Origin of the sequence: Sphingopyxis sp. (assembly GCF_034380315.1) — a bacterium.
Taxonomy (GTDB): Bacteria; Pseudomonadota; Alphaproteobacteria; order Sphingomonadales; family Sphingomonadaceae; genus Sphingopyxis.
The window spans coordinates 152,778-175,221 of record NZ_JAXMPB010000003.1; the positions used below are offsets into that span (position 1 = coordinate 152,778).

The 22,444-nt window shown below is 65.2% G+C and carries 19 protein-coding genes and 1 tRNA gene; 11 read left to right on the forward strand and 9 right to left on the reverse strand.

Annotated elements, in window-relative coordinates; all coding sequences use genetic code 11:
- Positions 1-216 precede the first annotated feature (216 nt).
- Positions 217-3,090, forward strand: a complete 2,874-nt coding sequence (locus U0S50_RS06725; protein ID WP_322307999.1) for a TonB-dependent receptor plug domain-containing protein — start codon at positions 217-219, stop codon at positions 3,088-3,090.
- A 337-nt stretch (positions 3,091-3,427) separates the two neighbouring features.
- On the opposite strand, the gene U0S50_RS06730 is transcribed toward U0S50_RS06725, so the two are convergent.
- Entirely contained in the window at positions 3,428-3,847 is a 420-nt protein-coding gene (locus U0S50_RS06730; protein WP_322308000.1) for a DUF3703 domain-containing protein, read from the reverse strand.
- Between the two features lie 197 nt (positions 3,848-4,044).
- Positions 4,045-4,129 (reverse strand) — tRNA-Leu (locus tag U0S50_RS06735).
- Positions 4,130-4,292: 163 nt separating this feature from the next.
- On the opposite strand from U0S50_RS06735, the gene U0S50_RS06740 reads away from it, so the two are divergent.
- Complete coding sequence (locus tag U0S50_RS06740; protein ID WP_322308001.1) at positions 4,293-5,531, forward strand: AI-2E family transporter; 1,239 nt, start codon at positions 4,293-4,295, stop codon at positions 5,529-5,531.
- Between the two features lie 2 nt (positions 5,532-5,533).
- On the opposite strand, the gene U0S50_RS06745 is transcribed toward U0S50_RS06740, so the two are convergent.
- Positions 5,534-6,985 (reverse strand): coniferyl aldehyde dehydrogenase, encoded by a 1,452-nt coding sequence (locus tag U0S50_RS06745; RefSeq protein WP_322308002.1) that lies wholly within the window; start codon positions 6,983-6,985, stop codon positions 5,534-5,536.
- 273 nt (positions 6,986-7,258) lie between these two features.
- Between U0S50_RS06745 and U0S50_RS06750 the strand changes: the two genes are divergently transcribed.
- Positions 7,259-8,446, forward strand: coding sequence for an acetyl-CoA C-acyltransferase (locus U0S50_RS06750; protein ID WP_322308003.1), 1,188 nt, complete (start codon positions 7,259-7,261; stop codon positions 8,444-8,446).
- A gap of 240 nt (positions 8,447-8,686) precedes the next feature.
- A complete protein-coding gene (locus tag U0S50_RS06755) occupies positions 8,687-9,154 on the forward strand; it encodes an RcnB family protein (protein WP_416194966.1) in 468 nt (155 codons plus the stop codon).
- A gap of 76 nt (positions 9,155-9,230) precedes the next feature.
- On the opposite strand, the gene U0S50_RS06760 is transcribed toward U0S50_RS06755, so the two are convergent.
- On the reverse strand, positions 9,231-9,689 hold the full coding sequence (locus U0S50_RS06760) for an SH3 domain-containing protein (protein WP_322308004.1): 459 nt from the start codon (positions 9,687-9,689) through the stop codon (positions 9,231-9,233).
- A 128-nt stretch (positions 9,690-9,817) separates the two neighbouring features.
- Between U0S50_RS06760 and U0S50_RS06765 the strand changes: the two genes are divergently transcribed.
- Positions 9,818-10,816, forward strand: a complete 999-nt coding sequence (locus U0S50_RS06765) for a D-glycerate dehydrogenase (RefSeq protein WP_322308005.1) — start codon at positions 9,818-9,820, stop codon at positions 10,814-10,816.
- 77 nt (positions 10,817-10,893) lie between these two features.
- On the opposite strand, the gene U0S50_RS06770 is transcribed toward U0S50_RS06765, so the two are convergent.
- From U0S50_RS06770 to U0S50_RS06780, 3 genes are all read right to left on the reverse strand, one after another.
- A complete protein-coding gene (locus tag U0S50_RS06770) occupies positions 10,894-12,297 on the reverse strand; it encodes an NAD(P)H-dependent flavin oxidoreductase (RefSeq protein WP_322308006.1) in 1,404 nt (467 codons plus the stop codon).
- Between the two features lie 108 nt (positions 12,298-12,405).
- On the reverse strand, positions 12,406-13,593 hold the full coding sequence (locus U0S50_RS06775) for a glycosyltransferase family 4 protein (protein ID WP_322308007.1): 1,188 nt from the start codon (positions 13,591-13,593) through the stop codon (positions 12,406-12,408).
- Positions 13,590-14,504 carry an alpha/beta fold hydrolase gene (locus U0S50_RS06780; RefSeq protein ID WP_416194967.1) on the reverse strand — a complete coding sequence of 305 codons (915 nt, stop codon included), beginning with the start codon at positions 14,502-14,504 and terminating at the stop codon, positions 13,590-13,592. The genes U0S50_RS06775 and U0S50_RS06780 overlap by 4 nt, the downstream gene beginning before the upstream one ends.
- A 135-nt stretch (positions 14,505-14,639) precedes the next feature.
- On the opposite strand from U0S50_RS06780, the gene astD reads away from it, so the two are divergent.
- The 6 genes from astD (at position 14,640) to U0S50_RS06810 (ending at position 20,261) form a co-directional block, all read left to right on the forward strand.
- Entirely contained in the window at positions 14,640-16,091 is a 1,452-nt protein-coding gene (gene astD, locus U0S50_RS06785) for a succinylglutamate-semialdehyde dehydrogenase (protein WP_322308008.1), read from the forward strand.
- 139 nt (positions 16,092-16,230) lie between these two features.
- Positions 16,231-17,028 (forward strand): uroporphyrinogen-III C-methyltransferase, encoded by a 798-nt coding sequence (gene cobA / locus U0S50_RS06790; RefSeq protein WP_322308009.1) that lies wholly within the window; start codon positions 16,231-16,233, stop codon positions 17,026-17,028.
- Complete coding sequence (locus U0S50_RS06795) at positions 17,025-17,321, forward strand: DUF2849 domain-containing protein (RefSeq protein WP_322308010.1); 297 nt, start codon at positions 17,025-17,027, stop codon at positions 17,319-17,321. The genes cobA and U0S50_RS06795 overlap by 4 nt, the downstream gene beginning before the upstream one ends.
- Before the next feature lies 1 nt (position 17,322).
- On the forward strand, positions 17,323-18,954 hold the full coding sequence (locus U0S50_RS06800; RefSeq protein ID WP_322308011.1) for a nitrite/sulfite reductase: 1,632 nt from the start codon (positions 17,323-17,325) through the stop codon (positions 18,952-18,954).
- Complete coding sequence (locus tag U0S50_RS06805) at positions 18,947-19,360, forward strand: DUF934 domain-containing protein (protein WP_322308012.1); 414 nt, start codon at positions 18,947-18,949, stop codon at positions 19,358-19,360. The genes U0S50_RS06800 and U0S50_RS06805 overlap by 8 nt, the downstream gene beginning before the upstream one ends.
- Positions 19,361-19,487: 127 nt before the next feature.
- Positions 19,488-20,261 carry a phosphoadenylyl-sulfate reductase gene (locus U0S50_RS06810; protein WP_322308013.1) on the forward strand — a complete coding sequence of 258 codons (774 nt, stop codon included), beginning with the start codon at positions 19,488-19,490 and terminating at the stop codon, positions 20,259-20,261.
- Positions 20,262-20,325: 64 nt separating this feature from the next.
- Here the strand turns inward: U0S50_RS06810 and U0S50_RS06815 are convergent, their stop codons facing one another.
- Both U0S50_RS06815 and U0S50_RS06820 read right to left on the reverse strand, forming a co-directional pair.
- Positions 20,326-21,930, reverse strand: coding sequence for a long-chain fatty acid--CoA ligase (locus tag U0S50_RS06815; protein ID WP_322308014.1), 1,605 nt, complete (start codon positions 21,928-21,930; stop codon positions 20,326-20,328).
- A gap of 102 nt (positions 21,931-22,032) precedes the next feature.
- Positions 22,033-22,440, reverse strand: coding sequence for a GFA family protein (locus U0S50_RS06820; protein WP_322308015.1), 408 nt, complete (start codon positions 22,438-22,440; stop codon positions 22,033-22,035).
- Positions 22,441-22,444: the final 4 nt, after the last annotated feature.

The window sequence follows — 22,444 nt, forward strand, 5'->3', positions numbered from 1 at the left end:
ACGGGCTGTCCGCGCAAGCTTGTCATGATAAGGGCCGGGCCGCTACGACGGAAATAACAAGAAGCACACAAAGAATCATAATAATATGACGACGGCGGGTCGAGGCATCCGCCAGCGGCCAGGTAGGAAAATTGGGGCAAAGCCATCCGGAACCGACGCAGGGGCATGCATCGGGCCGCAGACGGCTTCGCTCGGGAAAATGGGGAGTTCAAGACAATGCGTGATGTTGGAAAAATTAGCCGGTTGCCACGCCGTGCGGGCCGCCTTGGCGCGACCATGACCGCGCTGGCGCTGGTCCATGCCGCTCCGGCGATGGCCCAGGATGCAGCCGCCGACGGCAGCACCGCCGAAGCCGCCGACCAGATCGTCGTCACCGGAACGCGCGTCGCCCGCGACGGTTTCCAGGCGCCGACCCCGCTGACGGTGCTGACCCAGGACGACATTCAGAACCAGTCGCCCACCAACAACATCGCCGACTTCGTCAACCAGGTTCCGGCGTTGGCAGGAAGCACTCGCCCCTCCAATTCCCGCCTCGCGATCAGCTCGGGCCTTGCTGGCGTGAACACGATGAACTTGCGCAACCTGGGCGAAGTTCGCACGCTGGTGCTGCTTGACGGTCGTCGTTCGGTCGGCTCGACAATCACCGGCCTTGTCGACATCAACACCTTTCCCCAATCGCTCATTAAGAGCGTCGAAATCGTGACCGGCGGCGCATCGGCCGCTTATGGATCGGACGCGGTTGCGGGCGTCGTAAACTATGTGCTCGACAAGAAATTTTCCGGCCTGAAGCTGGATGCCGACATCGGCATCACCGACGAAGGCGACGGCTTCAACTACAGCTTTTCCGCCGCAGCCGGCATGGCCTTCGCCGACGGCCGGGGCCATGTTTTGCTCGCAGGCGAATATGCGCATCGCGACGGCATTTTCCAGGTCGATCGCGAATGGAACCAGCTGGGCTATCGCACCGTGGCGAATTCAGCGGCGGCCATCGCGGCCGGCGGGCCCGCCAGCTTGGTCGTGTATGGCGCCGGCACCTGGAACAGCACGCCGGGCAGCATCATTCGTTCGCAAGTAGGGACGGGCGCCAGCCTGCGCGGTATCTATTTCGACCAGGGCGGAACCGTCAAAAACTATCAGTTCGGATCGCTCACCGACAGCTCGCAAACGGTTGGCGGCGATTGGCAGATCAACGACACATCGCGCCGGATCGGCCTGGACGCGACAGACGATCGCCGCGGTGTATTCGGCCGCGTCAGCTTTGACGTCGCCGACTGGATCAGCGTCTTTGGCGAGGCGTCCTACAACTGGAACAAGACCCTGTTCAACTCTGGCCCGCAGGCGGCTAGTTTTACCTTGCAAGCCGACAATGCCTATTTGATCCAGGCACTTGGTGCTGCGCAGCTGGCCGGCGTGACCTCGGTCAATCTGGGGACGTCCGCCGCCGACCTGCCGTTCCGCAAAAACAACAGCGCGCGAGAAGTTCAACGCTATGCCATCGGCGCGAACGGCGAGTTCGAAATGTTCGGCAACAAGGCGGTTTGGGGCGCCTATGTCCAATATGGACAAACCGATACGCGCGAACAGATCCGCGACATCATGAACAATAGCCGGATGGCGCTGGCGACGGATGCGGTGTTCGCACCCGCGGGCAATACGCTTGGCGTTCCGGCGGGAACGATTGTCTGCCGCTCTACGCTGACGGAGCCCACCAACGGCTGTATTCCGCTTAACCGCCTGGGCATCGGCGTGGCCAACCCCGACGCCATCGAATGGGTGCTGGGCGACCCCTATCGCAATCAGAAATTCAAGCAGACCGTGGCCGGCATCAACCTGTCCACGACGCCGTTTGCGACCTGGGCCGGCGATGTCAGCATCGCCGTCGGCGGCGAGTATCGCAAGGAAGAGGTGTCGGGCTTCGTCCCGCTCGAATTCCAGTCAGGTTGGTCGGTCGGCAATTTCCGGCCCACGATTGGCAGCTACGACGTCAAGGAAGCCTATCTTGAAACCGTCGTTCCGCTGGGCCTTGGCGCAGAATTCAACGGCGCCGTGCGCGCTACCGACTATTCAACCGCTGGCTATGTGACAACCTGGAAAACCGGGCTGACCTGGCAACCGATTGACGACATCCGCCTGCGCGGGTCCCTCTCGCGCGACATTCGCGCCCCCAACCTCAACGAACTGTTCCAGTCGGGACAGTCGCGCACCAATACCTTTAGTACAAATGTTCAGCTGGTTGGTGCCACCTATGCCGGCAAGAATTATCAGGAAATCACAACGGGCAATTTGAACCTGAAACCGGAAAAGGCCGACTCGCTGAGCGTCGGCGCCGTAATCCAGCCGCGCTTCCTGCCCGGCTTTGCCTTTTCGGTCGATTATTTCCGGATCGAAGTTAAGGATGCGATCGCCCAGTTTTTCGCCGGCGACATCGCACAACGCTGTAATGAAGGGCGTCAGGAATTCTGTAACGCCATTACCCCGGACGTCAGCGGTGCCCGCGATTTCATCGTCGCGGCCAGCCCCTTCAACTTTGCCCGCGTCAAGGTTCGCGGCATCGACTATGAGGCGAGCTATCGCATCCCGCTCGACCGGATTTTCGACAATAGCTCGAGCAGCCTGACTCTGCGCGGCACGGCAACCAACTATCTGGAAAATCTTGTCGATAACGCTGTCTCGACGCCGAGGAACAGCGTTGGCCAAAATAGCGGCCAGACCAGCGGCACACCCAATTGGATTTTCCGTCTGTCGGCGATGTTCGACACGCCGAATTATTCGATTTCGGCGGTGGGTCGGGGCGTGAGCTCGGGCACCTACGATAACAGGTACGTCGTTTGTCAGTCCGCCTGTCCGCCGAGCACGGCGGCCGCGCCGACGGTCAACAACAACCATGTTGATGGGACCTTCTACACCGACCTCAACTTCACCGCGAAGATCAAGGTCGGGGAATCACAAGGTCAGCTTTTCTTCAACGTCACCAACCTGTTCGACAAAGACCCCATCCTGCTTCCGGAAACCGGCTTGTCGGCCAACTCGACCTTCAGCGACCTGCTCGGCCGTTCGTTCCGCGTCGGCGTCCGTTTCAAGACCCGGTAACGCGCCAACGACAGGCTCGTCATCGGGCGCCCCGGAACCGCATTTCCCTTGCGGTTCCGGGGCGCCTTTTTCTTTCCGACAGCGCCATGTGGCGACGTGAAGCTGCCGAGAACGCGCCATTCCCTCTGGCGCCCAGCACGATCCACGCGCGCCTTGCACAGATGTGTATGACGCTTGCAGGCGAGGGTCCCCCTCGCCGCGCGGTCTGCCGCTGCGCCGCCTCTTCAGGGTCGCGGGGGCTTGTCCGGCGCGGGCGGAAGCCACCCCGTGAACGAGAGACTGGACGCGGCGGCGACGGTGCGGTTCTGCTCTGGGCTGAGCGCCCGGGCCTCGCGGCCTATCGCATGAAAAACAGCCACGCCGCGACCAGCCCGGCGAGGAACAGGGCGCGGATGATCAACCCCTTGCGAAGCGGATTGTCTTCCAGATGTTGCGCGAGGTCGGATGGGATGGGCATCGGCAACGTGGCGGAGACGTCCGCTCCGCCGGTATTGCCGACCGGCACCCAGCCCGCCATATGGAAGGGGCCCGCCCCCACCAGCCGCACAAGCTGCCCGCGCGCCTCGCTGGCATCCGATTGCCTGAGCGCGAGGCGCAACATGCGATAATGGGTTTTCACATGCGCGACATACCAGCATTGGCCGAGGATGTGCGCACGTTCCAGATGATGTTTGGCAAGCGCGAAATCACCCGCCGCCTCGGCCGCCGAGGCGCCGGCCATTTCCCCGTCAAAGGCCGCTTTCACACTCGATTTCATATCAGGCGCCTCCATAATCCGACGGCAAGGCTAGCACAGCCCCTGCCCCGCCAACGAGCGCCCAACTGAACCAGTACATCGCGCGCACAGGCTTCATGGACCGGCTGGCGCTGAACGGGCGAAGCCCGAGGACTTTCGGCCGGAGCCTTTCCCAATCCTGGCAAAAAGGACTTAGCCACAGGTGCTTAGAAAAATGGTGGTGCCCCTGGCCGGACTCGAACCAGCACTCCTTGCGGAACTCGATTTTGAGTCGAGCGCGTCTACCAATTTCACCACAGGGGCCCGTGGATGCCGCCCGGCGGGATCGATTCTCCGTCCCGGACGCCATTGACGGAGGCCCGTTGCCACAAAACACCACGGCGCGTCCAGCGAATAGCGGCAACGGGATCGACTTCGCTTTCCAGCAAGCTGTTGCGCGCTATCGTCGCGGCGATATGGTGGCGCGATGACCAAGAGCCGCAAGCCGCCGCGCACCGCGCCATCCCCTGCCCCCACCGGCCCTGCCCGCGCTGCCTCTACCCGCGCCGCTCCCGCCCGCGCTTCATCATCGGCCCGCGCCTCTACGTCGGCGCCGACCGCGGCGCCCGATCCCGCGGCGGGCGAAGTTTCACCCAAGGGTGCGCGCGCGGGTACCGATGCGGCCAGGGCGACGCCGGGTTATGGGCAGGCCCGCGTCGCCGCGACGACGCTGACCGTGCTGGCGATTGGCGCCGCCGCGTGGATGGTCGTCGAACTGACCCGTTTTTTCATGCTGGTGTTTGCCGCCGTCGTCCTGGGCGCGGTGTTCGATGCGATCGCCAGCTGGCTGTGCCGCCGGACCGGCATCGGTCGGCCGCTGGCGCTGGCCCTGTCGGTGGCGGGGATCATCGGGCTGTTCGTCGGCGTATTCGCGCTGTTCGGATCGCAGCTCGCGAACGAGTTCGATACCATCCGCCAGACGGTCCCGGCCGCGATCCAGAATGTCGAGGCGTTTCTCGATCGTTATGGCTGGGGCGACCGGATGCGCGAGCTGACCCAGATCGGCGGCGCCGACGTGTCGCGGCTGCTGTCGCAGGCGGGCGGCTATGCCATTGCGGCGGGCAGCGGCATCGCCGATTTCCTGCTCGTGCTGGTCGGCGCCATCTTTCTGGCCGGCGACCCCGCCACCTATCGCCGCGGTCTGCTGTTGCTGTTGCCCAGGCGGGCCGAGGATACGGCGGCGCTGGCGATCGACGATGCCGGGCGCGGGCTGCGCGGCTGGATGGTCGGTCAGGCGGTGTCGTCGCTGGTCGTTGCGGCGCTGACCTGGGCGGGGCTTGCCCTGCTCGGCGTTCCGGCGGCAGGCGGTCTTGGCCTGATCGCCGGATTGCTGGACGTCATTCCGATGGTCGGACCGGTCATCGCCGGTTTCCCGGCGGTGCTGCTGGCCTTCACCGTGTCGCCGGCCACCGCGCTGTGGACGCTGATCCTGTTCCTGGTCATCCAGCAATTGCAGGGCAATTTCCTGCAACCGATGATCCAGCGCCAGGCGGTCGACGTGCCGCCGGCGGTGCTGTTGTTCGCGGTCGTCGCGGCGGGGTTGCTGTTCGGTTTCCTCGGCGTGCTGCTGGCCGCGCCGCTGACCGTCGTGGTCTATGTCCTGGTCCAGCGGGTCTATGTAAAGACGCTGCTGGGCAAGGACATCAAGGTTGCCGGGCGGGACTGATCCTATTTCTTGAGTTCGCGCGCCAGCGTTTTGGCCGTCGCCTTGCCATAGGGCGGCTTGAAACCCGCAAGGCCCGCCACGTCCATCTTGGGCTGGCGATAGACGGCGCGCGCGTGGCTGAAGGTGCGAAAGCCATCCAGCCCATGATAATTGCCCATGCCCGACGGTCCGACGCCGCCGAACGGCAGATCCTCCATCGCATTGTGGAACAAGACGTCGTTGACCGTCACCCCGCCCGAAATGGTGCGCGTGAGCACACGGTCCTCCTCGCTCTTGTCCTGCCCGAAATAATAGAGGCCGAGCGGACGGTCGCGGTCGTTCACATAATCGATCGCCTCGTCGATATGCTTGTATGTCCGCACGGGCAGGATGGGGCCGAAGATTTCTTCCTGCATCACCTTCATCGCGTCGGTCGGATTGCGGACGATGTGGAGCGGCATCTTGTGCCCGTTCGAACTCGAAAAATCCTCATTCCCCGGATTGACCTCGATCACCTCGGCGCCCTTGTCGCGCGCGTCGGCGAGATAGGATTGCAGCCGGTCGTAATTGCGCGTGTTGACGACCGAGGTGTAGTCGTCATTGCCGAGCAGCGTGGGATAGAGCGCCGCCGCGCCCTTGCTGATGCTGTCGATCACCGCGCCTTCCTGATCGTCGGGAACGAGCAGATAATCGGGGGCGAGACAGATTTGCCCGGCGTTCATCATCTTGCCGAGCGCGACGCGCTGTCCCACCAGATCCTTGTTGGCGCTGCGGCCGATGAAGGTCGGCGACTTGCCGCCCAGCTCCAGCGTCACCGGCACCAGATTGTCGGCGGCGGCGCGCATGATATGCTTGCCCACGCTGGTCGCGCCGGTGAAGATCATATGGTCGAAGGCGAGCTTTGAAAAAGCGATCCCGACCTCTGCATCGCCGGTGAACACCGCCATCTCGGTTTCGTCGAAATAGTCGGGGACGAGCCGCGCCATCAGCGCCGATACATTTTCTGTGAACTCGCTGGGCTTGATCATCGCGCGGTTGCCCGCCGCAAGAATGCCCGCCATCGGCACGAACACCATGCCGACCGGGAAATTCCAGGGCGCGACGACCCCGACGACGCCCTTTGGCTGAAAGACGACCTCGGCCCTGGCGCCGAGCAGGCCGAGCGGGAAGGTCGGCTTGCGCTTTTCGCCCTTCGACCAGGCAGCCATATGCTTCTTTGCATGTTTGAGCGCGCTGACCGACGGCATGATATCGGTCATCAGCGTCTGTTCGCGGCTGCGGTGCCCGAAATCCTCGCTCACCGCCTTGGCGAATTCCTCCGCATTGTCGACCAGCAGCGCGATCGCGCGGTCGATGCGGTCGGCGCGCACCGACAGGCTTTCGGGCATTGCGGCGGTAAAGCTGGCCCGCTGCGCCGCGAGCACCTGCTGCATCCGCTGAATTTCGTCTGCGATACCGACTGCGACCGTTGCCATGGTGTTGCCCCTTTGCTTGCTCCTGCCTGTTTGATCATGAGCGCGGGCGCGTTGCAAGATGAAACCGGCTGGTGCGGACGCAAGCGATATATCTCAAAGCGCATCAAAGCATGGCGCCCTTTCCCCGGGCAGCCGGCCCGATGCGATCTTCTGCGCCATGGCGGGCAACGGGCACGGAGGTTCGCCCCCGCTTTCCCACTCCCCCTTTCGCAGTTGCAGCATTTCCGCTAGTCCCCCGCGTGACCTGATCTTTCTCCACCGGAGTCTTTTGTCATGACCGCCACCGATCCCGTTGTTTTCCTGTCCTTTGCTCGCACGCCCATGGGCGGCATGCAGGGCGCGTTGTCGGACGCGAGCGCGACCGACCTTGGTGCGACCGCGGTGAAGGCGGCGGTCGAGCGCGCTGGGGTTTCCGGCGACGATATCGAGCGCATCTATATGGGCTGCGTGCTGCCCGCCGGCCTGGGCCAGGCCCCGGCGCGCCAGGCCGCGATCAAGGCGGGCCTGCCCAAGTCGGTGCAGGCCACGACCGTCAACAAGGTGTGCGGTTCGGGCATGCAAACCGTCATCATGGGCGCCGAGGCGCTGGCCGCAGGCAGCATCGACCTGGTGGTCGCGGGCGGCATGGAATCGATGACCAACGCCCCCTATCTGCTGAAAAAGCATCGTTCGGGCGCGCGCATCGGCCACGACACCGCCTATGACCATATGTTCCTCGACGGGCTGGAAGACGCCTATGACGCCGGCCGCGCGATGGGCACGTTCGCGCAGGATACCGCCGACGCCTATCAGCTCAGCCGTCAGTCGATGGACGATTATTCGATCGAATCGCTGCGCCGCGCCCAGGCCGCGATCGCCGACGGCGCCTTTGCCGCCGAAATCGCGCCGGTGACGCTGACCACCCGCAAGGGCGAGGTCGTCGTCGACACCGACGAGGCGCCGGGCAAGGGCAACCCCGACAAGATTCCGACGCTGCGCCCCGCCTTTGCCAAGGATGGCACGATCACCGCCGCGACCAGCAGCTCGATTTCGGACGGCGCCGCCGCCGTGGTGCTGACGCGGCAGTCGGTCGCCGACGCCAAGGGCGCAAAGCCGGTCGCCAAGCTGGTCGCCCATGCCGCGCACGCGCAGGAACCCAAGGATTTCACCGTCGCCCCGGTCGGCGCGATCAACAAGGTGCTGGCCAAGGCGGGCTGGTCGATCGGCGACGTCGACCTGTTCGAAGTCAACGAAGCCTTTGCCTGCGTCGCGATGTTCGCGATGCACGACCTTGGCATTCCGCATGACAAGATCAATGTCCACGGCGGCGCGACCGCGCTCGGCCACCCGATCGGCGCCAGCGGCACGCGCATCATCACCACGCTGATCGCCGCGCTCCAGCGCCACGGCAAGACGCGCGGCATCGCCAGCCTGTGCATCGGCGGCGGCGAAGCCACGGCGGTCGCCATCGAGCTGCTTTGATCGGGGCCTGACCCCCATCATTGCGCGACCCCGGCGAAAGCCGGGGAAAGCCATCCAGGGGCGGCGTTCGCGAAACGTGGCGCCGCACCCGATTGCCCCGCCGCATCTTCGCGACAAATTGCGACACTAATGTCCTCAAAATAAACGCGGCATTCCGTTTCGGTTCAAGGGCCGCCGCCTATTCCCTTTCCTGTCATCGGGCAGATCCCCTCCCCCCTGACGGTATGAAAGGAATGGCAAATGAAGATGACCAAGCTGCTTACCGCCGGCCTGATCGCCGCGATGATGGTTCCCGCCGTCGCGCAGGCCCAGACCCGCGAAATCGAACGCGATCGCCGCGAAGTGCGCGAGGAGCGCCGTGACTATCGCGATGCACAGCGCCACGGCGACCGCCGGGACGTGCGCGAGGCACGCCGCGATTATGACGACGCGCGGCGCGACCTGCGCGAAAGCCGCAACGAATGGCGCCGCGACAAGCGCTATCAGCATTATCGCGCCCCGTTTCGTTATCAGTCGTTCCGCGTCGGATCGATGTTGCGCCCGGCCTATTACGCCCCCGCCTATCGGCTGAATTACGACAGCCGCTGGGGCTTGCCGCGCGCCAACCGCAACCTGGCCTATGTGCGCCATTACAACGACCTGCTGCTGGTCAATGTCCGCAGCGGAAAGGTGATGCGGGTTTACCCCAATCATTTCCGCTGGCGCTAAGCCGCGGCCATGATGAAAGCCATGGGGCCGGGCGGGAAACCGTCCGGCCCTTTTTCGCGCGCCGGACCCTCGGCCGTCAGTCGCCCCAGATATGGTCGGTGCGGATCCAGCCCTTGCGCCCCTTGACGTCGAACAGGCACCAGCCATTCTTGCAATCGCTGATCCGCCCGACGACGCCGGGTTCGGCGCGATAGCTGATCGGCGCGCCCGCGTCGGCGGCGGCGCGCATCACGCGCACGTCACCGATGACGATCGCGGTGCGCGTCCGGCTGAGCAGGCGGGCGGCCATCCAGCCCTGGGTCCCGTCGGGATCCTCGACCTTGCGCCAGTTTTCGTGGCGCGCGATCACCCGTACCGGCAGATCCTTGCGCCGATATTCCCAGATCACCGGCACGTCCTGCGACGGCCCCTTGCGCATCCGCGCCTCGTCGACGCTGATCGACGCCCAATAGGGCAGTTCGGGATCGGATTGGGCGGCGGCGGGAAAGGCGGTCGCGGCGGCGACAAGAACGACGAAAAACGGACGGCTGGTCATTCCCCTGCCTTGTCAAACTCCGCCCCGATTTTCAACCGCGCGCATCGGCTTTTGCGCACACTGTCCACAGGCTCGCGGCCGCCCTTCCCCTCTTGACCCCCGTGCGCTGGCGCGCTCTATCGGCGGCCATGTCCGATTCATCCCGCCCGAAACGCCCCCGCGTCATCGTCACGCGCCAGTTGATGCCGCATGTCGAGGCCCGCATGGCCGAATTGTTCGACGTCGCGCTGTCGGCGCACGACCATGCTTTTTCGGAGGATGAACTGAAACGGGCGGTCGCCGATTGCGATGTGCTGGTCCCGACCGTGACCGATCGCATCGACGCCGCGATCATCAATGCCGCGGGCGAGCGGCTGAAACTGATCGCCAATTTCGGCGCCGGGGTCGATCATATCGACCTTGCCGCCGCCCGTGCGCGCGGCATCATGGTCGCGAACACGCCGGGCGTGTTCACCGAGGATACCGCCGACATGACGATGGCGCTGATCCTCAGCGTGCCGCGCCGCCTGGCCGAGGGCGAAAAGCTGATGCGGTCGGGCCAGTGGCAGGGCTGGGCGCCGAGCGCGATGCTGGGCCACCGGGTCGGCGGCAAATTGCTCGGCATCATCGGCATGGGACGGATCGGCCTTGCGGTCGCACGGCGCGCCCGCGCCTTTGGCCTGTCGATCCATTACCACAATCGCAAGCGCCTTCCCGCCGCGCTCGAAGAGGAATTGGGCGCGAGCTATCACGCCAGCGTCGACACGCTGCTGCGGATCAGCGACGTGGTGACGATCCACTGCCCGCACACCAACGAAACGCACGAGATGGTCAGCGCGGCGCGGATCACGGCGATGAAGCCCACCGCTTACCTCATCAACACCGCGCGCGGCGAGATCGTCGATGAAAAGGCGCTGATCGCGGCGCTGAAGGCCCGCCGTATCGCGGGCGCCGGGCTCGACGTCTATACCCACGAGCCCGCGGTCGACCCCGACCTGCTGGCGCTCGACAATGTCGTGCTCCTCCCCCACCTCGGCTCGGCGACGATCGAAGGACGCGAGGCGTCGGGCGAAAAGGTCATCGCCAATATCCGCGCCTGGAGCGACGGCCACCGCCCGCCCGATCAGGTGCTGGAGGGGTGGGCCTGAACTTGACTGCAACGGCCGTTAAGGGCTGACCTTGGATTGCCTCCCCCGGCTTTCGCCGGGGTCGCAATGACGGGGGATCAATCCCCCGTCAGGATCCGGTCGACGAGCTCCTTCACCGTCGGGGTGAAGTTGTTCGAATAAAAGGGATCGGTCTTGAAATTGAACGCGGCGTGGCCCGCGAACATCAGATTCTGTTCGACATCCCCGTCATGCGCGATGTCCTGCAACGTTTTTTGAATGCAGAAGCTGCGCGGATCGGCGAGATAGCCGGTGGTGTAATCGTCATGGTCCTTCCACGCCGAAAAACCGCAGTGCGACAGACAGCCCATGCAGTCTGTCTGGTCCTTGCGGATCACCGCCTTGTCGGTTTCGGTGACGAAAACGACGGTGTTGTCCGGCGTCTTGAGCGCGCTGGTATAGCCTTCGGCAACCCAGTCGCGCGCGCGGTCGCGGTCGTGCGGCGTCACCCAGAAATTCTTGCCCTTCACCCCGGCATCGAGCTGCGCGACATGGTCGCCCGCTTCCTGTTTCGAATAGGGGATCTGGCGTTCCGAGCGCGCCTCGAGATCGCGCAGAAAGGGATTGCGCACCGCGCTGGAATAAAAGCCGGTGGGCGAGAAACGGTGGAGCAGCACGTCGCCTTCGTCGAGGGTGCGGAGGCGATCCTTCCACTGCTGCGGGATCGGGCTTTCGTGCGTCAGCAGAGGGCGGGTGCCGTACTGGAAGGCGATCTGGCCGAGTTCGGGATTGTCGATCCAATGTTCCCAGTCGCGCAAGTACCAGACGCCGCCCGCCATGACGATCGGCACATCGTCCGAAATCCCTTCGGCGCGCATCGTGTCGCGCAGCGCCTTGACGCGCGGATAGGGATCTTCGGGTTTCAGCGGGTCTTCGGCGTTCGACAGGCCGTTGTGCCCGCCCGCCAGCCACGGATCCTCATACACCACCGCCGCCATCAGGTCGGCGACCTTGTGATAGGCGCGTTTCCACAGCGCGCGGAAAGCGCGCGCCGACGAGATGATCGGCAGATAATGGACATTGTGCCGCGCCGCGATCTCGCTGAGCTTGTACGGCATGCCGGCGCCGCAGGTGACGCCGGTGACGAGGCCCTTGGCGCGTTCGAGCACGCCTTCGAGAACCTGCTGCGCGCCGCCCATTTCCCACAGGACGTTGATGTTGATCGCGCCCTTGCCGCCCGCGATGTCATGGGCGCGCTTCACCTGTTCGACGGCGCCGTCGATGGCATAGGCGATCAGTTCCTCGTGCCGTTCGCGGCGCGTTGCAGCACGATAGATTTGCGGGATGATCTGGCCATCGGCGTCATAGCTGTCGGCATTGACCGCCGAAACGGTGCCGATGCCGCCCGCGGCCGCCCAGGCGCCGCTCGACAGATGGTTGGTTGCCGACACGCCCTTGCCACCCTCGACCAACGGCCAGACTTCGCGTCCGCCGTACAGGATGGGCTTCAAACCTTTGAACACTGTAAAACCTCTTTCTCTCCACCGGCCGCCTTCGCGGCGCCGGCCCCCAGTTCCCGCTTCCGTAAGAGGAAGTCGGCCCCACTTGTCAATCAAAGCCTAGGGTAAAACCTAGGATTCCGCCCCCGGGGATCGCCCCGAAAAAACATCATAGCCGTCCAGCGCGCGAGCATAGAGCTTTTGATAGTCGCCGACCATCACTGATTCGTCGAAGCGCTTCGCCGCGACCCGCCGGTTTTCCTCGCCGATTTCGGCCCGCAGCGCCGCATCGCCGACCAGCCGCGACAGCGCCGCGCGAAAGCCGTCCTCGTCGCGCGCGACAAAAGGCCGGTTCGCCGTCCCGACCATCGCCGCGACGTCGCCGACATCGGGACTGACGACCGGCAACCCCGCCGCCATCGCCTCGATCACCGCAATCGGCGCCTGTTCGCTGCGCGACGAAAGGGCGAGCAGGTCGAAATGACCGATCCAGCGCGCCGGATGCGCCATGAAACCGGGCAGGACCAGCCGGTCGCCAAGGCCGCACGCCGCCGCCTCTGCCGCAACGGCGTCGCGCTCCGGGCCTTCGCCGACGATCACCAGCCGGACATGGCCGGGCAACGCGGCGACCGCGCGCACCAGCCGCGGCAGATCCTTGACCTTGCGCAGGCCCGCGACGGTCCCGACGACGACCTCGCCGGGCCGCCGTTCCAATCCCGGAATCGCGACCGACGGACCACCCGCATAAGCCGCGACGTCAATGCCGTTACGGATCAGGTGAACGCGGTTCGCCACCTTCCATTCATCGGCGGCGATCCCGGCGAGCAGCGTCGAGGGGACGACGACCGCCCCGGCCGAACCCAGCGCATGACGGCGGAACAGATTGCGTTTCCAGTTGCGCCGGACGCTTTCATCCTCGTTGAACCCGTCTTCGTGATGCACCAGATTGGGCGGCATGTCGTACCACCGGCGGCGCCAGAACAGGCGGTGCGCCATCACCCCGTCCATCGCGCCCCAATTATAGCTGAGCGCGAGGTCGAAGCGATAGATATAGGAGGCAAGCGCGCGATACCGGCCCCACGACGGCCGCCCGGCGAGCGACGGCGCGTCGGTTGGAAAGCGCACGTCGATGCCTGGATCAATCGCATCGCGCGCGCCGAGCGCCCCCGGCACCGCCGACAGGATCGTGTGCTGTGCCCGGTCGCCCATCAAATTCATCAGCCGGACCGCGCGGGCTTCCTTGCCGCCCAGCGAAAAGCTGGAATGCAGGTGGACGATGCGGACCGGACGGTCGCCCCGCGCGGGGTCGCCGGGCGTCACGCCGCGGGCAGCCCGGCCGCCCAGGCATCGATCGCGGCGCGCGACTTCGCCTCGTCCATCGTCGGGGCGTGGCCGACTCCCGGCACCTCGACCAGCCGCGCGTTCGGCAGCCGCTTCACCATTTTTTGCGCCGCCCCCTTCGCCAATATGTCGGACAAGGCGCCGCGCAGGATCAGCACCGGAATGTCGCCCAGCGCTTCATAGGCAGGCCACAGGTCGATCCCGGCCTCGTCGCTGGCGAGGCGCAGCGGCGCTGCGATCTGCTTGTCATAATCGGCGACGACACGCCCCTCGGGCGTCAGGCGGTGCGTCCGCTTGGTGATGCGCAGCCAGTCGTGAATGCCATAACCGGGATAGACGGCGGCGTTGGTTTCGGCATAGGCCCGCGCCGCGTGCATCCAGGTCGGCTGGCTGCCGCCCGCGCCGATATAGTCGCGAATGCGGTCGAGCCCGGCCTTTTCCAGTTCGGGACCGACATCGTTCAACAATACGCCAACCAGCCGCCCCGGCAGACTGGCCGCCATCAGCATCGACACCAGCCCGCCGAGCGAGGTGCCGACCGTCGCAAAGCGACCGATCGCCATTTCGTCGAGCAATGCCACGACATCCTGAACATAGGTCAGCGGCACATAGGTCATCGGATCCTTGGCATAGGCGCTCTCGCCCCGCCCCCGGAATTCGAGCACGACGACCCGGCGCCACTGTGCAAGATGCGGCGCCAGCGCCTCGAAATCGCGGGCGTTGCGGGCCAGCCCCGGCATGCACAGGATCGGCGGCGCATCCACCGCAGCGTCGGGGCCGGCATAGATTCGCGCGTGCAGCCGCACCCCGTCGGCCGACCACCAGAAATGATCCGTCCAGTCGCGACTTTCCTGTTTGAGCGAAATGGGTCGTCCCCTTGGTAGCATCATCTGGCGTCGAGCGGCGCCGCGTGCGCCTTTCAGCCGTCTATCGCGAACCCGGCGGCGCGGTGCAAGCCATCGCGTGCCGTTCCTGTGTGGGACAGGTTGCCGCCACCATCATTCGCCGATAAGAGGCGGTTGACCATGAGCGACGAACTGCTTTCCTTTGAGCCAGCTACCGGCGAGGAGCTGTGGCGCGGCCCGGCAAGCGATGTCGACGCCGAAGTGGACATCGCACGCCGCGCGTGGCCCGAATGGGCGTCGAAACCCGTCACCTTTCGCACCGAAACGCTGCGCCGCTTTGCCGACCGGGTGAAGGCGGAGGGCGACGCCCTCGCCGATCTGATCGCGCGCGAGACCGGAAAGCCGATGTGGGAAGCGCGAACCGAGGTGGAATCGGTCGCGAACAAGGTCGATATTTCGGTCAAGGCCTATGCCGAACGCACCCCCAACCGCCGCATCGAAGGCGCGATGGGCCTGCGCAACGCAGTGCGGCACAAACCGCATGGCACGCTCGCGGTGCTCGGCCCCTATAATTTCCCTGCCCATCTGCCGAACGGTCATATCGTCCCGGCGTTGATCGCGGGCAATTCGGTGCTGTTCAAACCGTCCGAAAAAACCCCGGCGACCGGCGCACGGCTGGTCAAACTGTTCCACGAAGCCGGCGTACCGAAAGAGGCGCTGCGGCTAGTGATCGGCGGCCCCGAAACGGGCAAGGCGCTGGCCGGTCATCCCGGCATAGACGGCCTGCTGTTCACGGGATCGGCGCGCACCGGCATCGCGATCAACCGCCAGTTCGCGAGCAATCCGGGCAAGATCGTCGCGCTCGAAATGGGCGGCAACAATCCGATCGTCGTGTGGGACACGGCCGATATCCGCACCGCCGCGACGCTGGTTGTCCAGTCGGCCTTTCTCAGCGCCGGGCAAAGGTGCAGCAACGCCCGCCGACTGATCGTCAAGCAGGCGCTCGCCGACGGGTTGATCGAGGAAGTGCGCAATCTTTCCAATCGCCTGATCGTCGACCATCCGCACGCCGACCCCGCACCCTATATGGGTCCGGTGATCGATAATGAAGCCGCCGACGGGCTGACCGAAAGCTTTCTTGTGCTGATGTCGAACGGCGGCCAGGTGATCCGCCACATGACGCGCCCCAATCCGGCGCGCCCCTTTTTGACCCCCGGCATCATCGACGTCACCGCGATGCCCGAACGCCCCGATATCGAGCTGTTCGGCCCGCTGCTCCAGGTCATCCGGGTCGACAGTTTCGAAGCCGCGATCGCCGAGGCGAACAACACCGCCTTTGGCCTGTCGGCGGCGCTGATCGGCGGCACGCCTCAGCTTTACGACCAGTTCTGGGCCAATGCCCGCGCCGGAGTGATCAACTGGAACCGCCCGACCAACGGCGCCTCGTCCGCCGCGCCCTTTGGCGGTATCGGCCTGTCGGGCAATCACCGGCCGAGCGCCTTTTATGCCGCCGACTATTGCGCCTATCCGGTCGCAAGTTCCGAAAGCGACGCCTTGCGCGCCTCGATCGGGGTCGGCCTGCGCGACGATCCGAACGAAGGGCCGAAGCTGGTCCGCAAGGGCTTTCTCTAGCGATCTCAGGCAATTTTGTGGCCATGCACCGCGTCATGGCGCGCGAAGCGAAGCAAAATGGCTGCCCGGCAAGTTTGACTTCATCGGGGGCAACAAAGCCTGCTTTGCGATTTTCCGGGGCGCGGACCATCTTGCCGCCATGGATAGAGACCCAACTTTGGCCCCGCGCCCGGGCAAGCTGTGGTTGGTCGGGGCTGGCCCCGGCGACCCCGACCTGCTGACGCTGCGCGCCGCGCGCCTGCTGGCAAGCGCCGATATCGTCGTCCACGACGGGCTGGTCGGCGACGGCGTGCTCGCGCTGATCCCGCCGCATGTACCGCGCATCAGCGTCGCCAAGCAGCGCAGCCGCCACACGATGAAGCAGGAGTTGATCAACGAACTGATCGTTCGCGAGGCGCTGGACGGCAAACAGGTCGTGCGCCTGAAGGGCGGCGACCCGTTCATCTTTGGCCGCGGCGGCGAAGAGCTTGATGCGGCGCGCGACGCGGGCGTCGCGTGCGAGGTCGTTCCCGGCATCACCGCCGCGGCGGGATGCGCCGCGCAGGCGGGCCTCCCCCTCACCCACCGCGACGATGCGAGCGCGGTCAGCTTTGTCGCCGGCCAGTGCAAGGATCTGTCCGATCAGGACTGGTCGGGGCTGGCGGGGCATGGCCGCACCCTTGTCATCTACATGGGCCTCGCGACCGCCAGCGCGATCGCCGACAAGCTGATCGCCGACGGCGTCGCGCCGGACCTGCCCGTCGCGGTGATCGAGCGCGGTACCACCGCCGATGCGCGCGTGCTGCGCACCCTTCTCACCGACCTTGGCGACCTGGTCGCACGCGAGGCGGTGCAGAGCCCGGCGCTGATCGTCGTGGGCAAGGTCGCGGCGCGCGCCGACGCGCTCGACTGCCTCGGCGCGCCGGGCATCGCCGAACAGATAAAGGATCTGACATGAAGCTTTTGACAGGCAATGACCTGAAGACGGGATTTGTCACCTGGTGGACCGGCAGCGACTGGTCGATCCACATCGAGGACGCCGCCGACGTCGGCGACAAGGGCGAGGCGATCGCCGCCGCCGAGGAAGGCGCGCGGCGGGTCAACGCCCCCTATATCATCAATGGCGAAGCCACCGCCGAAGGGCCGCGCCCCGCGCATATCAAGGACCGCATCCGCGCCCTTGGCCCGACGGTGCGCCCCGACCTGACCTTGAAACCTGCCGACCCCCATGCCGGCGACTGGGTGATCTGACATGTATAAATATGACCAATATGACCAGGCGATGGTCGAGGCGCGCGTCGCCGAATTTTCGGACCAGGTCCGCCGCCGCCTGGCGGGCGAGATCAGCGAGGATCAGTTCAAGCCGCTGCGGCTGATGAACGGCCTCTATCTCCAGCTTCACGCCTATATGCTGCGCGTCGCCATCCCCTATGGCACGCTCGACAGCCGCCAGATGCGGATGCTCGCCCATATCGCGCGCAAATATGACCGTGATTACGGCCATTTCACCACCCGCCAGAACATCCAGTACAACTGGATCAAGCTGGAGGATGCGCCCGCCATCCTCGCCGACCTCGCGTCGGTCGAGATGCACGCGATCCAGACCAGCGGCAATTGCATCCGCAACATCAGTTCGGACCAGTTCGCCGGGGCGGCCGCCGACGAGCTGACCGACCCGCGCCCGTGGGCCGAGCTGCTGCGCCAATGGTCGAGCTTTCACCCCGAATTCAGCTATTTGCCGCGCAAGTTCAAGATTGCGGTGATCGCCGCCGAGGAGGATCGCGCCGCGATGCGCCTCCACGACATCGGCATCCGCATCGTCGAGAAGGACGGCGTCCACGGTGCCGCTTTCTATGTCGGCGGCGGCATGGGGCGCACCCCGATGATCGCACCGCTGATCAAGGATTTCGTGCCGCTCGAGGATATGTTGAGCTATACCGAGGCGTGCCTGCGCGTGTACAACCGCTATGGCCGCCGCGACAATATGTACAAGGCGCGGATCAAGATCCTGATCCACGAGCTGGGCGCCGCCGAATATGCACGCCAGGTCGAGGAAGAATTTGCGCATGTGAAGACGCTGGGCATCGACCCGCCGCGCGCCGAATTCGACCGCATCGCCGCGCAATTCGCGCCGCCCGCGCTCGACGCCTCGGCACCCGACGCGGTCGACCGCAGCGATCCCGACTTTGCGGTGTGGGTCGACCAGAATGTCGCGGCACACAAGGTTGCCGGCCACGCCGTGGTGACGATCAGCCTGAAGCCGGCCGGCGGCATTCCGGGCGACGCAAGCTCGGCGCAGATCGACCTGATGGCCGACCTCGCGGAAAAATACAGCCATGACGAGCTGCGCGTCACCCATGCGCAGAACATCGTCCTGCCGCACGTCCGCAAGGCCGACCTTTACGCGATCTGGCAGGCGCTCGACGCTGCGGGCCTGGCGACGCCGAACCTCGACCTGATCAGCGACATCATCGCCTGCCCCGGCCTCGATTATTGCAGCCTCGCCAACGCACGCTCGATTCCGGTCGCACAGAAGATCGCGGCGCGCTTTGCCGACCTTGGCCGCCAGCGCGAGTTGGGCGAATTGAAGCTCAAGATTTCGGGCTGCATCAACGCTTGCGGCCACCACCATGCCGGCCACATCGGCATATTGGGCGTCGACCGTAAGGGCACCGAAAATTACCAGCTGCTGCTCGGCGGATCGGGGGCCGAGGATGTGTCGCTCGGCGCCATCACCGGACCCGGTTTCGACGAGGATGGCATCGTCGATGCGATCGAGCGCGTCACCGACAAATATCTGGCCGAACGCAGCGACGGCGAACGCTTCGTCGACACTTTCCGCCGCGTCGGCATGGCCCCGTTCAAGGAAGCAATCTATGGTTGAGCATCTGCACAGCGACGGCGAGGAACCCTGCGTCACGCTCGACGCCTTTCTGGAACAGTCGAACGCCACCGCGGTACGGCTGGAACCCGATGAGGATGCGCGCGCGCTGATCCCGCATCTGGACCGGCTGGCGCTGATCGAGGTCGCGTTTCCCAAGTTTCGCGACGGGCGCGGTTATTCGTCGGCGCGTATCCTGCGCGAAGCGGGATTTGCGGGCGAACTGCGCGCACAGGGCGACGTTCTGGTCGATCAGATCGCCTATATGAAGCGGTGTGGTTTCGACAGCTTTTCGCCAGAAAAGCCGCTCAATGCCGCCGATGTCGAGGCAGCGCTGACCCGCTGGCCCGAACATTATCAGACCGCCGCCGACGGCGCGGTGCCCATATGGAAATTACGCCATGGCTGATGCCGGAAAAGCCGTTGGTGCTGCGGAGGGACCGAGCTTGTCGAAGGCCCGTCTCGATGCATCGCTGGCAGCCCTTCGAGACGCCGTTTCGACAGGCTCAACGGCTCCTCAGGACGAACCCAGGAAGATGACCGAGCCCCGCACCCGCGACCGGATCGACGTGGCGCCGCGCTTTACCCAGGCCGACGTCATCCGGCTCAACAATCTGTTCCGCGGACAGGATGCGGCAGAGGTTGTCGCCAGCGTCATCGGCGCCGGGCTGATCGGCGACAGCGCCATCGTTTCGAGTTTCGGCGCCGAAAGCGCGGTGCTGCTGCATCTGGTGACGCGGGCGGCGCCCGACATGCCGGTGCTGTTCCTCGACACCGGCAAGCATTTCCCCGAAACGCTTGCCTATCGCGACACGCTCGCCGCGCGGCTGGGGCTGAATATCGTCACCCTGACCCCCGATGCGGCGGAACTGGCGGCGAAGGACGCAACCGAGCTGCGCTGGTCATACGACCCCGACGGCTGCTGCGACATCCGCAAGGTCAAACCACTCGAAAAGGCGCTGACCAATTTCGACACCTCGATCACCGGGCGCAAGGGGTTCCAGTCGTCGACCCGCCAGGGGCTGCCGCGCTTCGAACTCGACGGCGACAGCGGGCGGCTGAAGTTCAACCCGCTCGCCAACTGGACGCGCGAAATGCTCGACGCCTATTTCGCCGAACATGACCTGCCGCGCCACCCGCTGGAGGCCGAAGGCTATCCGTCGATCGGCTGTTCGCCCTGCACGTCAAAGGTCAAGCCGGGCGAAGACCCGCGCTCGGGTCGCTGGCGCGGCTGGGACAAGACCGAATGCGGTATCCACAGCGCGGTGACGCCGCTGGACGACGATCCCGCGAACGACCCGGCCTTCTGACCCGCCCGCGGCTGATCCGGCGGCGGACCAGCGGGGCGAAGTGCCCGCCAGTCCGCTCCGGCCGTCAGGCGTCGGTCAGCGAGCGTAGCTTGTAATCCTTGTAATCGTCGCGAAGCTGGCGCTTCAATATCTTGCCGGTCGCGGTGTGCGGCAGTTCGTCGACGAAAACCACTTCGTCGGGCAGCCACCATTTGGCGACCTTGTCCTTCAGATAATCGAGGATGCCTGCCTCGCTGGCCTCTGTGCCCGGCTTCTTGACGATCAACAGGATCGGGCGTTCGTCCCACTTCGGGTGATAGACGCCGACCGCCGCGGCCTCCTGCACCCCTGGCGCGCCGACCGCGGCATTTTCGAGCTCGATCGAACTGATCCACTCGCCGCCCGACTTGATGACGTCCTTGGCGCGGTCGGTGATCTGCATGACCCCGTCGGGGTGGATCACCGCGACGTCGCCGGTGTCGAACCAGCCGTCGGCGTCGGTCGCGTCGCTGTCAGCCTTGAAATAGCGCTTGATGATCCACGGTCCGCGGCATTGCAGCCGGCCGCTGCTCTTGCCGTCGCGGGGCAGCGGCTGGTCGGCATCATCGACGATGCGCAGTTCGACGCCAAAGGGCGGGCAACCCTGGCGGCAGACGATATCGACCTGTTCGTCAAAGCCGAGATCATCCCAGTTCCACGGCCGCTTGCCCATCGTCCCGATCGGGCTGGTTTCGGTCATCCCCCAGGCATGGCCAACGACGATTCCCGCCTTCATGAAACGTTCGATCATCGCGCGCGGCGCCGCCGACCCGCCGATGATCACCCGCTCCAGCTTGCCATAGCCGGTGCCGCTGGCGTCCATATGCGCGAACATCGCGATCCACACCGTCGGCACGCCCGCGCTGTGGGTGACGCCCTCCTGCTGCATCAGGTCGCACAGCCCCTCGGCATCGTTTGTCGCCGAAAAGACAAGCTTGGATCCCACGGTCGCCGCGGCAAAGGGCACGCCCCAGCTGTTGGCGTGGAACATCGGGACGATCGGCATGATCACGCTGCGGTTCGACAGGCCGAAAACATCGGGCTGAATTTCGGTGATCGCGTGGATCACATTCGAACGATGTTCGTACAGCACGCCCTTGGGGTTCCCGGTCGTGCCGCTGGTATAGCACAGCCCGACGGGATCGCGTTCGTCGAGTTCGACCCATTGAAAGTTGCCGTCCTCGGCATCGATCAGGTCGCGATAGGAAGAATATCCCTCGCGCGCCGGGGCGTCGAACAGGATGAAATGATCGATGGTCGGCAATTGGTCGCGCAGCCGTTCGACGATCGGCAGAAAGGCCGCGTCGAACAACAGAACCCGATCCTCGGCATGGTTGATGATATAGACGAGCTGTTCGTCGAACAGGCGCGGGTTCACGGTATGCAACACCCCGCCCATCCCCGCGCTGCCGTACCAACTGACCAGGTGATGGCCGTGGTTCATCGCCAGCGTCGCGATGCGATCGCCCTTGTTCATGCCAAGCCGGACCATCGCCGCGGCAAAGCGGCGCGCGTCGCGCCCGACCTCTCCCCAGCTGGTGCGCGTCTGGCTGCCGTCGGCCCAGCGCGACACGATCTCGCGATCGCTATGTTCGCGCGCGGCGTGGTCGATCAGGCTGGTGACGAGTAACGGCTGACCTTGCATTCCCATCGGTTCGGCATCCTCTTCCTCTTTATGGCTTTGTCCAGCGATAAGGGCAGCAGGGCGCGGCGCGCAAGGCCAAAGGCGCATTTCGTCGCCATCGCGCCGCGGTCAGCCCGGCAGGCCGTCCAGCCTGGCGACATGCTCCAGCCCATCGTCCCAGTCCGCCCGGCTGGCACAGCTGATATGCGCCGTCGGCTGGATCGCGATCGGATCGTCGAGGCATCCCGCCGGAACCACCAGCAAGGCGCCGTCCATCTGCACGCCCGGCAGCGCGCTGCCGCACGCGCCGCAAAAGCTCCGCTCGTGGCGGCTTTCCGGAACGCGCCAGCTTTTGACCTGCTCGCGCCCCGCCAGCCAGGCGACCGCCGCGCTGGAAGAAAAAAGATTCGCGGCATGGGCCGAACCGCTGCCCTTGCGGCATCGTGAACAGTGGCACAGGAAAAAGGCGTCGAACCCGCCCGAAACCTCGAAGCGGACAGTGCCGCAAAGACAGGAACCCGATATCGCCTGCGTCATCGGC

Bases quoted from the DNA above. Each gene is read 5' to 3' on its own strand.
- U0S50_RS06725 (WP_322307999.1), top strand. From the start codon at position 217: ATGCGTGATGTTGGAAAAATTAGCCGGTTGCCACGCCGTGCGGGCCGC.
- U0S50_RS06730 (WP_322308000.1), bottom strand. From the start codon at position 3,847: ATGAAATCGAGTGTGAAAGCGGCCTTTGACGGGGAAATGGCCGGCGCC.
- U0S50_RS06740 (WP_322308001.1), top strand. From the start codon at position 4,293: ATGACCAAGAGCCGCAAGCCGCCGCGCACCGCGCCATCCCCTGCCCCC.
- U0S50_RS06745 (WP_322308002.1), bottom strand. From the start codon at position 6,985: ATGGCAACGGTCGCAGTCGGTATCGCAGACGAAATTCAGCGGATGCAG.
- U0S50_RS06750 (WP_322308003.1), top strand. From the start codon at position 7,259: ATGACCGCCACCGATCCCGTTGTTTTCCTGTCCTTTGCTCGCACGCCC.
- U0S50_RS06755 (WP_416194966.1), top strand. From the start codon at position 8,687: ATGAAGATGACCAAGCTGCTTACCGCCGGCCTGATCGCCGCGATGATG.
- U0S50_RS06760 (WP_322308004.1), bottom strand. From the start codon at position 9,689: ATGACCAGCCGTCCGTTTTTCGTCGTTCTTGTCGCCGCCGCGACCGCC.
- U0S50_RS06765 (WP_322308005.1), top strand. From the start codon at position 9,818: ATGTCCGATTCATCCCGCCCGAAACGCCCCCGCGTCATCGTCACGCGC.
- U0S50_RS06780 (WP_416194967.1), bottom strand. From the start codon at position 14,504: ATGATGCTACCAAGGGGACGACCCATTTCGCTCAAACAGGAAAGTCGC.
- astD (WP_322308008.1), top strand. From the start codon at position 14,640: ATGAGCGACGAACTGCTTTCCTTTGAGCCAGCTACCGGCGAGGAGCTG.
- cobA (WP_322308009.1), top strand. From the start codon at position 16,231: ATGGATAGAGACCCAACTTTGGCCCCGCGCCCGGGCAAGCTGTGGTTG.
- U0S50_RS06795 (WP_322308010.1), top strand. From the start codon at position 17,025: ATGAAGCTTTTGACAGGCAATGACCTGAAGACGGGATTTGTCACCTGG.
- U0S50_RS06800 (WP_322308011.1), top strand. From the start codon at position 17,323: ATGTATAAATATGACCAATATGACCAGGCGATGGTCGAGGCGCGCGTC.
- U0S50_RS06805 (WP_322308012.1), top strand. From the start codon at position 18,947: ATGGTTGAGCATCTGCACAGCGACGGCGAGGAACCCTGCGTCACGCTC.
- U0S50_RS06810 (WP_322308013.1), top strand. From the start codon at position 19,488: ATGACCGAGCCCCGCACCCGCGACCGGATCGACGTGGCGCCGCGCTTT.
- U0S50_RS06815 (WP_322308014.1), bottom strand. From the start codon at position 21,930: ATGGGAATGCAAGGTCAGCCGTTACTCGTCACCAGCCTGATCGACCAC.
- U0S50_RS06820 (WP_322308015.1), bottom strand. From the start codon at position 22,440: ATGACGCAGGCGATATCGGGTTCCTGTCTTTGCGGCACTGTCCGCTTC.